This window comes from Halomonas cibimaris, assembly GCF_039537045.1.
Taxonomy (GTDB): Bacteria; Pseudomonadota; Gammaproteobacteria; order Pseudomonadales; family Halomonadaceae; genus Vreelandella; species Vreelandella cibimaris.
In genome coordinates this window covers 77370-90654 of sequence record NZ_BAAAZT010000075.1, presented here as the reverse complement: position 1 = coordinate 90654, position 13285 = coordinate 77370, and the positions used below count along the sequence as shown (strand labels likewise).

Sequence of the window (13285 nt, the reverse complement as noted above, 5' to 3'; positions counted from 1 at the left end):
GCCCCTGCGACCGATGCGATGCCACGCTCAAAGGACGATGACTATGCGCTGCTCTTTTCTCAAGAAATACGCCGGCCTTGCGGCTTTAATACTGGCCGCGCCGGTGATCGCTTCGCCGGCGCTCGCCGCTTCGACGTCGGACGACAGGGCCGTGGTGATCGGCTCCAAGATCGATACCGAAGGGGCCGTGCTCGGCGAGCTGATTGTGCAGACGCTTGAGCGTATCGACGTGCCGGTGGAAAACCGCCTGCAGCTGGGCGTGACCAGCGTGGTACGCCAGGCCCTTTTGACCGGAGAAATCGATCTGTATCCGGAATATACCGGCAACGGCGCGTTTTTCTTCGATATGACCGCAAGCCCGGTATGGCAAAAGCCGCAGCAGGCTTGGCAAACCGTGCGCGACAAGGATGCCGACAACGGGCTGGTGTGGCTGTCGCCGGCGAGCGCCAACAATACCTGGGCGATGAGCGTGCGCCAGGACCTGGCCGAGGAGCACGACCTGGTGACGTTGGACGACCTGGCGGACTATCTGGCCGACGGCGGTAGGTTCAAATTTGCCGCCAGCGCCGAATTTGTTGCGTCAGAACAGGCCCTGCCGGCGTTTCAGCAGGCCTACGGCTTTACCCTCAGCGAAGACCAGCTGCTGGTGCTGTCCGGGGGCAATACCGCGGCCACCATGCGCGCCGCCGCTCGCCAGACCAGCGGCGTCAACGCCGCGATGACCTACGGCACCGACGGCGGCCTGGCCGCGCTGGGGCTTACGGTGCTGGAAGATACCCGCAACGTTCAGCCGGTGTATCAGCCGGCGCCGGTGGCGCGCGAGTGGGTGCTTGATGCCTATCCTGACGTGGTGCCCGCACTGGAAACCGTGTTCGATACCCTCGACGTCACCACGCTGCAGCGTTTAAACGCCGAGGTGGCGGTGAACGGTCGTGCGGCCGGCAGGGTGGCAAGCGACTATCTCGACGATCTGGGTCGCTGATTCGTGTCGCTGATTGAGGCGTTACCGGTACGACGCATGCAGCCGTGCCCTAATCGCGTGCTGCTTAGCCTGGCGGTGGCGATGCTTGCTGCGCTCTGGGGGCTGGATGCGGTCAGCGTGGCGCCCAATCGCATTGTGGCCGGCACCGGCTACCCGCTATGGCAAGCGTTCGGCTGGCCGGGTGCCGGGCTTGCCACGCTGCTGCCGGTGGTAATGGCAGTGCTTGCCACCTATCCCGTGCGCCATCGCGATGCAGCGCTGCTTGCTGTAAGCGTTTTGCTGCTGGCGCTGATGCCGTTCGGCCTGATGCTGGCTGCACACGGGTGGATCAAGCCCGGCATGCCCCAGGCCAGATTGAGCCTGGGGCCGGCCTGCTGGACAGTGCTGTTTTTGCTCTCGCTGTGTCTGGTGGAGCTGCGCCTGAAGATGCGTCTTGCTCGCAGCGCGATGGCGCTATGGCTGGCGGGCGTAGCCGGTGTCTGGTGGCTGTGTGCCGCGCTGTGGCTTGAACCGCTGGCGCTGGTCCAGGAGTTTCAGGCGCGCAGCGCGCTGTTTTACCGGGCGCTGGGCGAACATCTGGCGCTGGTGGGCGTAGCGGTTGGCACCAGCATCGTACTGGGCATCGCCACCGCACTTTTGATACGGCGCTTTAGTGTCTGTCAGCCGGCGGCTTTTGCACTGCTCAACTTTTTGCAGACCGTACCCAGCCTGGCGCTTTTTGGCCTGCTGCTGGCACCGCTTGCCTGGCTGGGGGCCAACGTGGAGTGGCTTGCCGCGCTGGGTGTCAGCGGCATCGGATGGACGCCGGCGCTGCTGGCCCTGACGATCTATAGCCTGTTGCCGGTGGTGCGTAATACCTGCATCGCGCTGGAGGCGGTCAATCCGGCCGTGCTTGACGCCGCCAGCGGCATGGGCATGCGCCCGGCGCAGCGTTTCTGGCAGGTGCGTTTGCCGCTGGCGCTTCCCGTGCTGCTGGAAGGGGTGCGGATTACCACGGTGCAAGCCATCGGACTCACCGCGGTGGCAGCACTGATCGGCGCCGGCGGGCTGGGCGATTTTATTTTTCAAGGGCTGGGCCAGGCAGCCATGGATATGGTGCTGCTGGGGGCGCTGCCCATCATTGCCATGGCGCTGATTGCCGATGCGCTGCTGGGGGCGCTGGCCGATATCTTTCGCCGTGAGGCAATACGCCAGGGAGACGCGCTGTGATCGAGCTATACAACGTCAGCAAGCGCTTTGGCGATACGCTGGCGGTGGACGACATCAGCTTTACCGTGCCCGAAGGCAAATTCTGTGCGCTGGTGGGCACATCGGGATGCGGCAAGTCGACCACGCTGCGCATGATCAATCGGCTCACTGCGCACACCGGCGGAGAGATCGTGCTCGACGGCCAGGCAATCAATGCCTACGATCCGGTGCAGCTGCGCCGCCGGATCGGCTACGCTATTCAGGACACCGGGCTTTTTCCCCACTGGAACGTAGCGCGCAACATCGCCACCGTGCCGCGCCTGCTCAAATGGCCCGCCGGCCGAGTGCGCCAGCGCGTGGATGAGCTGATGCAGATGCTGGGCCTGCCGGCCGCTGAGTTTGCGTCCAAGTATCCCCATCAGCTTTCCGGCGGTCAGGCACAGCGTGTGGGAGTGGCCCGGGCGCTGGCGGCGGACCCCTATATGCTGCTGATGGACGAGCCGTTCGGCGCGCTGGATCCGATCACCCGCGAAACGCTGCAGACCATGCTCTCCGGGCTGCAGGCGCGTTTGCATAAAACCGTGGTGCTGGTCACCCATGATATGGATGAGGCCCTGCGTCTGGCCGACCATCTGGTGGTGATGCGCGAGGGCAAGATCGTTCAGCAGGGCAGTCCGCTGGCCTTGTTGCAAAAGCCGGAAAGCGAGTTTGTCAACGCTTTGCTGGGCGGCCTTGAACGGGGGTTGAAGCAGGCGTCGCTGACCCGCGTGCGTGATCACATGACACCTCTAGGCGCTATGCTGCCTGCCCATTCGCGCATCCCCGATCGCTATACCCTGCGCCAGGCGCTGTCGGTGATGCTGCGCGACCACTGCGAACGCGTCACCGTGGTCGATCAGCACGACGTGCCGGTAGGCGAGCTGTCGCTGCGCAAGCTGGTGAAAAAGGCGCGGCCGGAGAAAGATGATGCCTCTGGGTCCTGATGCCCTGCCGGCGCAAGATAAACGCCGCTTCGCGCGCGGGTTCATGCCTGCAGTCTGGCTTGGGCTGCTGGTGCTGGCCGGCTGGGCCATGCCGCTGGCGGAGTCGCTATGGCAGTGGGTAGCGCCGGATGCCCGTCAGCTGGTGTATCAGCGCGCGACGTTTTTTACCCTGCTGGGTCGCCACACGCTCACCGTGGGCCTGGCCGCGGCCATTACCGTTAGCACCGGTATAGCCGCCGGCATTGCGGTAACGCGCGCACCCGGGCGGGATTTCATGCCGCTGGTGGCCCAGCTGGCCTCGTTGGGGCAGACGTTTCCGCCGGTTGCGGTGCTGGCACTGGCGGTACCGGCGCTGGGGTTTGGCCTGCTCCCCATCGTGGTGGCGCTGTCGCTGTACGGGCTTCTGCCCGTGGTGCGCAATACCATCGCCGGGCTGCAGGGGGTGGATGCCGCAGCAATTACCGCAGCGCGTGCAATGGGAATGACCGCCGGCCAGCGGCTTTGGCGGGTTGAGCTGCCCTTGGCGGCGCCGATTATTCTTGCCGGCGTACGCACCTCAATCACGGTTAATATCGCCACCGCGGCGCTGGGTGCTACCGTCGGTGCAAGCAATCTGGGTGATCCGATTATTGCCGGCATCGTCAACGGCAATACCGCCTATGTGCTGCAAGGCGCGCTCATGATCGCGCTGCTGGCCCTTGGCGTGGATAGCCTGCTTAGCGTATGGCAGCGCCACATGTGGCGCACCTGACGCCGCGGATATCTGAGCCGCTTTGTTGGCGCCATTTTTATACCGTTATCTTTATGTTGCGTAAAAAAATAACATATCGACTCAACGTCAATCAGTAGAACGCCGCAGCGCCTGCCAGGCGGCATAGGTGCTGAGGAAAACGCGCCCGGTAAGCTGCTGGGGAAAGCTGCTCTTGTTCAGACGATCCATCACCGGGCCTTTGACCTCGGCCAGGTGCAGCGTCACGCCGGAATCCTTGAGCCGGGCGTTGATTGCTTCCAGGCTTTCCAGCGCCGAGGCATCGATCAGATTAACCGCCGAGCAGACGATCACCACGTCTTCCAGCGCCGGGCGGCTGGCCACCAGGTTATACAGCGTGTCTTCCAGGTAGCGGGCGTTGGCAAAGTAGAGGCTTTCGTCGATGCGCAGCAGGGCAACATGGGAGGCGGTTTCCACTTCGTGACGGGCCACGTTGCGAAAATGCTCGGTTGCCGGTACGCGACCGATCAAAGCGCTGTGCGGGCGGCTGGTACGGTAGAGAAAAAGCGCAATGGAAACGACCAGGCCGCCGATGATGCCCGCCTCAATGCCTTCTCCCAGGGTCAAGACAATGGTCACGGCCTGGGCGGTGAAGTCGCTGCGGGAATAGCGCCAGGTGGCGCGCAGGGTGGCAATATCCACTAGAGTCAGAATGGATACCGTGATAAACGCCGCCAGTGTGGCAATGGGCAGGTAGTAAAGCCAGTCGGTCAGGGTAAACGTCACCACGCCGATGCCCAGCGCGGCAAACGCGCCCGCTGCGGGCGTTTTGGCGCCGGCGTGGTAGTTGGCCACGGTGCGCGATAGACCGCCGGTAACGGGCATGGCGCCGGAAACCCCGGCGGCAAGATTGGCCATTCCCAGCCCGATCAGCTCTTGGCTGGGTGAAATGCGCTGGCGCCGCTTGGCCGCCAGCATCTGCCCCATGGAGACCGATTCAACAAAGCCCACTAGGCTGATAAGCAGCGCCGGCACGAACAAGGTTTGCCACAGCGAAGCATCGGGCCAGGGCAGGCCGACAGGGGGCAGGCCGGCGGGGACGGTGCCCACCACGGCGACGCCATGCGTTTGCAGCTGCCATAGCCAAGTGGCAAGCGTTGTGGCCACGACGGCAAGAATCGGCCCGGTGCGGGCGAGCAGATCGGCGGCGGCTGCGGGAAGCCCCAAGCGTTTCAGGCTGGTTTTGCCGTAGCGTCTCACCCAGACCAGAAAGCTTAGCACGCTTGCGCTCATGGCAAGCGTGAGCGGGTCAATGTCCGGCAGGTTTTGCCAGAGTGTGCTCAACCGCTCCCAGAGGGTAAAGCCGTTGCTGGCTATGCCCAAAAGTCCGCCCAGCTGGCTGGCAGCAATCAGTATGCCCGAGGCGGTTAAAAATCCGGAGATGACCGGATGGCTCAAAAAGTTGCTGAAAAAGCCCATGCGCAGCGCGCCCATCACAACCAGCACCGCGCCGGAAAGCAAAGACAGTACCAGCGCCGCTTCCAGATAGGCGGCGCTGCCCGGAGTCGCGACCTGGCTTAGCGCCGCTCCGGTCATCAGCGCAATAATGGCGACCGGGCCCACGGCCAGCGTGCGGCTGGTGCCGAAAAACGTATACACCAGCTGAGGCAGAATGCTGGCGTATAGCCCTACCACCGCTGGCAGCCCGGCCAGCAGCGCATAGGCCAGCGACTGCGGTATGACCATGACGGTAACAATGGCGCCGGCCAGCAGGTCAGCGCCGAACAGCCGCGCCTGATAGTGCGGCAGCCAGGCAAGCGCGGGAAAATAGCGTTTCATCATGGAATATACACGGCGAGAAATATCATGACGTTCAGCGTAAACGATATTGGCGTAAAGGTTGAGGGTTGATTAGCATTGGGTTTTGCCCTTGTTTCGCGTCAGGAGAGCGTATGAAACCCGAAACCATTGCGTTGCATCACGGCTATTCGCCGGATAGCCAGAAAGCGGTCGCCGTGCCCATCCATCAGACCACGTCCTACAGCTTTGACAGTGCCCGGCACGCGGCAGACCTTTTTGATCTAAAGGAAAAGGGCAACATCTACTCACGCATCATGAACCCGACCTGCGATGTGCTGGAACAGCGCGTTGCCGCCCTTGAGGGAGGCATTGCCGGGCTGGCGCTGGCGTCAGGCATGAGTGCGATTACCTGCGCGATTCAGACCATTGCCGAAGCCGGCGACAATATTGTGTCGATCAGCGAACTGTACGGCGGCACCTATAACCTTTTTGCGCATACCCTGCCGCGTCAGGGTATTAACGTCCGCTTCGCCGACAAGGGAGATCCCGACGCCATCGCAGCGTGCATTGACGGCCGTACCAAGGCGGTCTTCTGTGAGAGCGTGGGCAATCCGTCCGGCGGCATCGTTGATGTAGCCGGGCTTGCCGAGGTGGCCCACCGCCACGGCGTACCATTGATCGTTGACAACACCACGGCCACGCCGTTTTTGTGGCGCCCCATCGAACACGGCGCGGATATCGTGATTCATTCAGCCACCAAATACATCGGCGGCCACGGTACAACGCTTGGCGGAGTGCTTGTGGATTCCGGCCGCTTTCCCTGGGCGACCCATGCCAGCCGTTTTCCGCTGCTCACCGAGCCTGACGCCTCTTATCACGGTATCAGCTATACCCGAGACGTAGGCGAAGCGGCTTTTATTACCCGAGCGCGGGTTGTGCCGCTGCGCAACATGGGGGCTGCACTGTCCGCTCAGGCGGCGTGGAATCTGCTGCAGGGATTGGAAACGCTGGCGCTGCGTATCGAGCGCATCTGCGCTAACACTCTGGCCGTGGCGCGCCATCTGCAAGCCCATCCTCAGGTGGCCTGGGTGCAATACGCCGGCCTTGAAAGCCACCCCGATCACGCCCTGGCAAAGCGCTATATGAACGGCCAAGCCTCGGGAATTTTAAGCTTCGGCGTCAAAGGCGGCCAAGCGGCTGCCGAACGCTTTTACGACGCCCTAAAGCTGATCCTGCGGCTGGTCAACATTGGCGATGCCAAGAGCTGCTCGTCGATTCCCGCGGCCACGACGCATCGCCAGCTCAACGGCGAAGAGCTGAAAAACGCCGGCGTTACCCCGGAAATGGTGCGCCTTTCCATTGGCATCGAGCACCTGGATGACCTGCTGGCGGATCTCGATCAGGCGCTTGCATAGGCCGGGACACACAGCGCCGGCCCGTCGGCTTCTGCGTCCTTCGTCCAAAGTGCTACGTCGTATATAACGCTAGATGTTTATGCTGTTCAACGGAGGCTACGCCTCCGTTCTGCCACGGTAACGGCGAAAAAAGCCGTCTGTTGCTCTCGCTCATATCAGCATAGAGAAAAATAATCATGCGTTTTGCGTCTGTTATAGCGGCTTTGCTGCTGCTGGCTTTTTCCATTGCCGGCGTTAATGTGGATGGCTTTTGGCAATATGCGGGACTGTTTAGTGCAGCGCTCGGGGGAGCAGCACTGGCGTTCAGCGGTATGCTGGCCGTGTATTACGGTGACCGAAACGCGCTTGCCAAAGAAAGATCGTGGCTTTGGCCGGTGCGCGACTATCGCTCTTTGCGCAGTATGGCCTATCGGCTAATGGCGCGGGCCAGCCGTACCGCCATCGCCTCGACCGAGGTGTCTTACTACGCCGATCTGATGGATCAGCGGCTGGATAGCCAAAAAGCCATGACAGAGGAGGCCTCGGCGAGCATGGCCGCGATCAATGCAGCGATTACGCAGGTATCAAGCAGTGCCGCGCAGGTGGCTTCGCTGGCGCAGCGCGCGCGGACGGCCAGCCACGATAATCGCCGGGAACTGGACGGCATCATTCAGGAAATGACCGATGTATCAGCGCGTTCGGGAGACGCGATCGACATGCTGGGTACGCTGAACGAGCGCATTGAACGGGTCGGAAACGTCACTTCGATGATTGAAGGCATTGCAGAGCAAACGCATCTGCTTTCGCTCAATGCCTCCATCGAAGCGGCACGAGCGGGCGAGCACGGGCGAGGGTTTGCCGTTGTGGCCGGCGAGGTGCGTAATCTGGCGCTGAAAACGTCCAACGCCACCAAAGACGTGGAAGGGCTTGTCAAGGATATCCGCCAGAGCGGTCACAGCGTAGTGGAGACAATCAGCCAGCTGATGAATCGGGTCACACAGGGCACATCCGATGTTCAAAACGTCGGCACAAGCCTTGGCCACATGAGCGACGACGTTGAAAACGTGCACCAGGAAATCACAAGCGTGGCCGATGCCATGGAAAGCACCCGCCAACACAGCCAAACCGTAGCCGATAGCCTACGCCGGCTGGAAGAGGACGTAGACAAGGGCAACAGCAACATGCACGACCTTGCCGAGCAGGCGCGTGCGCTGATGGACGATGCCGAGGGCGTGGACGAAGAGCTGGCGCAGCAGCGGCTAAGCGGCCGTCACCAGGCGATTTTCCATCAGACCAGAAAAGTCGCCGACCAGATCGGTACGCTTTTTGAACAAGCGCTGCGCCGCGGTGAGCTCACCCGGGAAGGACTTTTTGAGGCCCGCTACGAAAAAATAGCCAACACCCGGCCACCGCTATATAAAACGGCGTTTGATGACGTGGCCGATCGTTATCTGCCGTCTTTGCAAGAGCCCATGCTGGAGGCGCTAGGGCTAAGCTACGCCATCGCCTGCGATCGTCGGGGGTATGTGCCAACGCATAACAGCGCGGTAAGCCGCAAGCCCACCGGCGACTACGAGCACGACCTGGCATACTGTCGCAGCAAGCGCATTTTTGATGACCCCACAGGTCGTCGCTGCGGCGCTCATGAAAAGCCGCTGCTGCTGCAAACCTATAAGCGTGATACCGGCGAAATCATGCATGATCTGTCTGTGCCCGTATACGTCAACGGCGAACACTGGGGCGGGCTGCGCATTGGCTACAAGCCGGAAGGCGCCTCGTCCGACGTTTCGCAGAAAGCGAGGACGCCGGATGTATCCCCGTCTGCGAAAGCATCGGCGGCAAGCGGGCGGCTAACGCGCGCTTGACTGCTGCCAGGCAGACCAGGAATAGAGCGCAAGCCCTGTCCAGATCAGCGCGAAGGTGCCCAGCTGGACAGGGCTTAACGGCTCGTTGAAAACCAGCAGCGCGATCAGAAACTGCATGCTGGGGTTTATGTACATCAAAAAACCCAGCGTTGCCAGCCGCAGCCGCCGTGCCGCCCCGGCAAAGGCCAAAAGCGGCAGCGCGGTGATGACCCCGGCCGCCATCAGCAGCGTTGTCGTCCGGGGGAACTGGGTAAAGTGCGAAAGCCCCTGAATTTCCAGCCAGGCAAACACCAGCAGTGCCGCCGGCAGCAGCAGCAGCGTCTCCACAAACAGCCCCGAAAGGCCATCAAGCGCTACCTGTTTGCGAAATAGCCCGTAGGTGCCGAAAGAAAAAGCCAGCACCAGGCTAAGCCAAGGCAGCTCGTTGAGCAGCACAAACTGCATGGCGATCCCCACGGTGGCCAGGCCCAGTGCGGCCAGCTGGGCTTTCACCATGGTTTCGCGCAGCACCACAATGCCCAGTCCGACGTTGACCAGCGGCGTGAGAAAATACCCCAGGCTTGCCTGCAGCACGTGCTGGGTTTCAACCGCATAGATATAAATGCCCCAGTTCAACCCGATGAGCACCGCGCAGGCCAGCACCCGCCCCAGGCGCCCGGGCCTGCGCAGCGCTGCCCTCACCGGTGCCCAGCGCCGCAGCAGCGTAATCAGTGCGGCAAGAAACAGACACGACCAGATAATGCGGTGCAGCACCACTTCAAACGCCGGGACGCCTTCAAAAAGGGCAAAAAAAAGCGGAAAACATCCCCACATGAGATAGGCAACAAGACCGAAGCCGACCCCTTTGGCGGCGTCGGGATCGCGAACGGAATGGCTGGACATGGCGGCCTCGCTGGGGGGAAGGTGTTTGCACAATAGCAAGCGTGCAAATGTCGAAAAAATACGGCGTAGCGCGTTAATGTAGCATACGTGTCTGATATAGGGAGAAACGCCATGGGCCAGCTAACCGTAAGCCTGATACAGAGCGACCTGCGCTGGGAAGACCCGGCCGCCAACCGCCGCCGGCTGGAGCGGCAGCTGGGTGATCTGGGCGGCGACGATACCGACGTGATCGTACTGCCGGAAATGTTTGCCACCGGCTTTACCATGAACGCCCGAAAAATGGCCGAGCCCATGGGGCAAAGCCCAAGCGTGGCCTGGCTTTGCCAGCAGGCCAAGGCGCGCGGCTGCGTGATGACTGGCAGCATTGCCGTGGAAGAGAACGGTCAGCACTATAACCGCCTGATCTGGGCCCGGCCCGACGGGGAGCTGACCGTTTACGACAAGCGCCATCTGTTTCGCATGGCCGGCGAGCACGAACGCTATGCCCCCGGCACAGCGCGGCCGGTGGTCGAATACAAGGGCGTGCGCCTTTTGCTCAGCGTCTGCTACGATCTGCGCTTTCCCGTCTGGCTGCGCCAGCAGCCCGCGGCGGGCGAGGCGTTCGAGTACGATGCGCTTTTGTGCGTGGCCAACTGGCCTGCGCCGCGCCGCCACGCCTGGCGCACGCTGCTTCAGGCACGGGCCATCGAAAACCTCAGCTACGTTATCGGCGTCAACCGGGTAGGGGAAAGCGGCAACGGCCTTGCCTACAGCGGTGATTCGATGCTGGTAAACTTCAAAGGCGAGGCGCTGCTGGATCCGCCGGTCGATACCGCCGGTATCTACACCGGTACGCTGGATGGCGATGCGCTGAGCGCCTTTCGCGACAAGTTTCCCGCCTGGCAGGACGCCGACCACTTCCAGCTGCTGCCCGACACGGCGTCCGGTGACGCGACGCCCTGATCCGTCAACGTATCAATGAGTACCCGTTTTCATGAATAAGCCCGCTACCATGCGCCTTGACCGTTTTCTGAGTGAAACCACGCCCCTGACCCGCAGCCTGGCCAAGAAGGCGCTGAAAGCCGGCGAAGTCACGCTGAACGGCAAGCCGGTCAAGCAGCCGGCGCAGCAGATCAGCCCCGACGAAGACGCCGTGACCTGGCAGGACGAGCCGCTTGAGCTGGTCGGCAAACGCTACCTGATGCTGCACAAGCCGTTGGGAGTGGAATGCACGGCGCGGCGCGGGCTCTATCCGCGGGCTATCGATCTTTTGGACGTGCCCAGGGTAGAGCGGCTGCAGCCGGTGGGCCGGCTGGACGTGGACACCACCGGGCTTTTGCTGATGACCGACGACGGCCAGTGGCTGCATCGTATTACCTCGCCCAAGCACCGCTGCGACAAGGTTTATCGGGCCACCCTTGCCGAGCCCTGGGAGGGCGATACTGCCGCCTGGGCCATCGAGCGCATGGCCGAAGGCCTGCTGCTTGAGGACGATGACCGCCCCACGCGCCCGGCCACGCTGACCATGCTGGGCCCCGTTGAGGCCGAGCTTGCCATCAGCGAAGGGCGCTACCATCAGGTCAAGCGCATGTTCGGTGCACTGGGCAACCGGGTTACGGCCCTGCATCGCCGAGCCATCGGCCCGCTTGAGCTGGCTGCGGGTCTCGCCCCCGGCGAATGGCGGGCGCTGACCGACGACGAGATCGCACGGTTTTAAGCGGCTAAAGGCCCGCGGCTTTAGCCGCCGGCGGCGCGCTGCTGGCCCTTGAGCACCTTGGCGTAGCCTTCCAAAAGACGCTTGTGGCCTACAGTGGGTGCGTCCGGATCCATGGCGTCGAGTCCGGGAAAGACGGTCTCGCCGCAGGTTAGCGCCCGGGCCTCGGCAAAGGCGTTGCCGTGGTAGAAGGCAAGTGCTCGGGCGTAGTCGTCCAGCGCTTCTCCGGCGACCGTCAGCTCCAGCACGCTTGCCAGAGCGCTAAAGCGGCGCTCGTCCTCTGCGACCAGGTTGCCCGAGGCGCGCACCATGGAAAGCTGCTCCAGCGCCGCGTCCTGTTCCCCCAGCGCCAGCAGCAGCCACAGCTTGAGCTCGCCCACGCGCAGCCGTTCCCAGGCGGTGTCAGGATCGGGGACAATGCCGGCCCATTCCAGCACGCTCATCTGGTCGTTGACGTTGTTGTCTTCCAGGCACGCCAGCAGCGCCTGCCAAGCGGCTTCGCCGGCCTGGGCCAGGGTAAACAGCGTGGCGCGGTGGGGTACGGCCTGGTTGTTGTTGTGCCACTTCAGCTCGTCGGGCAGGTAGATGTCGGAAAACCCGGGTACCAGAATGCGGCTGGCGTAGGCGCCAAGTTCGGTGTGCTCGGCGATGTAGACCTCGTGGCCTTCGTCGTGCAAAAGCGCAATGAGGCTTTCGCGCTGCTCGGCGTTGCTGCGGGTGTCGTCCCAGTCGCTGAAGGCAACGTCCGGGGTTTCGCCCAGAAGCGCCCAGCTGACGTAGCCGCTGGCGTCGATGAAGTGCAGCTCCAGGTTGTGCGGGTCGGTGACCAGGTCCATGTCGGCGGTCGGCGGGGGGAAGCCGCCCAGCTCGTCCAGCGCGCGGCCCTGCACCAGCTCGGTGAGCGCGCGTTCCAGCGCCACCTCAAAGCGCGGGTGGGCGCCAAAGCAGGCGTAAAGCCCGCCGTCATCGGGATTCAATAGCACCACGCTGATGACCGGGTACGTGCCGCCCAGCGAGGCGTCCAGCGCGCGCAGCTGAAAGCCGCTGTCTTCAAGGGCGGCGATGCCCTGCTGGATATGCGGATAGCGGCCCAGCACGTCGGCGGGAATCTCGGGCAGGGTGATCGCATCGCGGATGATGCGCTCTTTGATTGCGCGCTCGAAAATTTCCGACAGCCCCTGCACCTGGCCTTCGTCTCGGGTGTTGCCCGCGGACATGCCGTTGGAGACAAACATGTTGCCGATCAGATTAACCGGCACGTTGACCGTTTTGCCGTCGCGCTGGCGCACGTAGGGCAGGGTGCAAATGCCGCGGCCGCTGTCGCCGCCGTTCATGTCGCTCAGCTCGGCAAGCGTCAGGTCGTCGCCGTAGCGCTGATAAAACACCGCGTCAAGCACGTCGGCCAGCGGCGTTTCCGGGGCAAACCACTGCTCTTCGGCCTGGTGAATAAACGGAAAATGCTGTTGCGCCGGGGTCAGGTAAAAATCCGCCCATAGATAGCGCGTGGCCAGGCGTTCGAGCATCTCGCCGTAGGCGCTTGCCAGTGCTGCCTTGCGGGTCGCGCCCTTGCCGTTGGCAAACACCTGGGGGCAGTCGCGATCACGAATATGCACCGACCAGATATAGGGCGCCGGGTTAAGCCAGCGCGCCTCGACAATAGTAAAGCCGAGCCCTTCGATGTGGCCTTTGAGCGTATCCAGCGAAGTTTCAAGCGCGGCATCCTTGCCGGGAATAAACGTATGGGTCATGGGGCGTCCGGGAGTGTGAACAAAATGGCCCCGATAGCGAG

The 13285-nt window shown here is 62.7% G+C and carries 11 protein-coding genes; 8 read left to right on the top strand and 3 right to left on the bottom strand.

The window, feature by feature from the left end:
* Positions 1-43: 43 nt before the first annotated feature.
* Genes osmF through ABD654_RS10115 form a run of 4 tightly spaced genes read left to right on the top strand, consistent with a single transcriptional unit; the run spans position 44 to position 3904 of the window.
* Positions 44-982, top strand: a complete 939-nt coding sequence (gene osmF, locus ABD654_RS10130) for a glycine betaine ABC transporter substrate-binding protein OsmF (RefSeq protein WP_344704765.1) — start codon at positions 44-46, stop codon at positions 980-982.
* A gap of 36 nt (positions 983-1018) precedes the next feature.
* The gene (locus tag ABD654_RS10125) at positions 1019-2191 is read left to right on the top strand and encodes an ABC transporter permease (protein WP_344704764.1); all 1173 of its coding nucleotides are present in this window, start codon (positions 1019-1021) and stop codon (positions 2189-2191) included.
* Entirely contained in the window at positions 2188-3153 is a 966-nt protein-coding gene (locus tag ABD654_RS10120; protein WP_344704763.1) for an ABC transporter ATP-binding protein, read from the top strand. The genes ABD654_RS10125 and ABD654_RS10120 overlap by 4 nt, the downstream gene beginning before the upstream one ends.
* A 43-nt stretch (positions 3154-3196) precedes the next feature.
* Positions 3197-3904, top strand: coding sequence for an ABC transporter permease (locus ABD654_RS10115; protein ID WP_344704762.1), 708 nt, complete (start codon positions 3197-3199; stop codon positions 3902-3904).
* Between the two features lie 87 nt (positions 3905-3991).
* On the opposite strand, the gene ABD654_RS10110 is transcribed toward ABD654_RS10115, so the two are convergent.
* The gene (locus tag ABD654_RS10110) at positions 3992-5704 is read right to left on the bottom strand and encodes a SulP family inorganic anion transporter (RefSeq protein ID WP_344704761.1); all 1713 of its coding nucleotides are present in this window, start codon (positions 5702-5704) and stop codon (positions 3992-3994) included.
* A gap of 110 nt (positions 5705-5814) precedes the next feature.
* Here ABD654_RS10110 and ABD654_RS10105 point away from each other — a divergent pair, with 110 nt between their 5' ends.
* Together ABD654_RS10105 and ABD654_RS10100 are read left to right on the top strand one after the other, a co-directional pair.
* Positions 5815-7077: an O-acetylhomoserine aminocarboxypropyltransferase/cysteine synthase family protein gene (locus ABD654_RS10105; protein ID WP_344704760.1), complete on the top strand. Its 1263-nt coding sequence runs from the start codon at positions 5815-5817 to the stop codon at positions 7075-7077.
* A 176-nt stretch (positions 7078-7253) separates the two neighbouring features.
* Positions 7254-8921, top strand: a complete 1668-nt coding sequence (locus tag ABD654_RS10100) for a methyl-accepting chemotaxis protein (protein ID WP_344704759.1) — start codon at positions 7254-7256, stop codon at positions 8919-8921.
* On the opposite strand, the gene rarD is transcribed toward ABD654_RS10100, so the two are convergent.
* Positions 8907-9803 carry an EamA family transporter RarD gene (rarD, locus tag ABD654_RS10095; protein ID WP_344704758.1) on the bottom strand — a complete coding sequence of 299 codons (897 nt, stop codon included), beginning with the start codon at positions 9801-9803 and terminating at the stop codon, positions 8907-8909. The genes ABD654_RS10100 and rarD overlap by 15 nt on opposite strands.
* A 111-nt stretch (positions 9804-9914) precedes the next feature.
* On the opposite strand from rarD, the gene ABD654_RS10090 reads away from it, so the two are divergent.
* Both ABD654_RS10090 and ABD654_RS10085 read left to right on the top strand, forming a co-directional pair.
* A complete protein-coding gene (locus tag ABD654_RS10090; RefSeq protein ID WP_344704757.1) occupies positions 9915-10745 on the top strand; it encodes an amidohydrolase in 831 nt (276 codons plus the stop codon).
* 49 nt (positions 10746-10794) lie between these two features.
* Positions 10795-11499, top strand: a complete 705-nt coding sequence (locus ABD654_RS10085; protein WP_344704805.1) for a pseudouridine synthase — start codon at positions 10795-10797, stop codon at positions 11497-11499.
* Positions 11500-11519: 20 nt separating this feature from the next.
* On the opposite strand, the gene ycaO is transcribed toward ABD654_RS10085, so the two are convergent.
* Complete coding sequence (gene ycaO, locus ABD654_RS10080) at positions 11520-13244, bottom strand: 30S ribosomal protein S12 methylthiotransferase accessory factor YcaO (protein ID WP_344704756.1); 1725 nt, start codon at positions 13242-13244, stop codon at positions 11520-11522.
* Positions 13245-13285 lie beyond the last annotated feature (41 nt).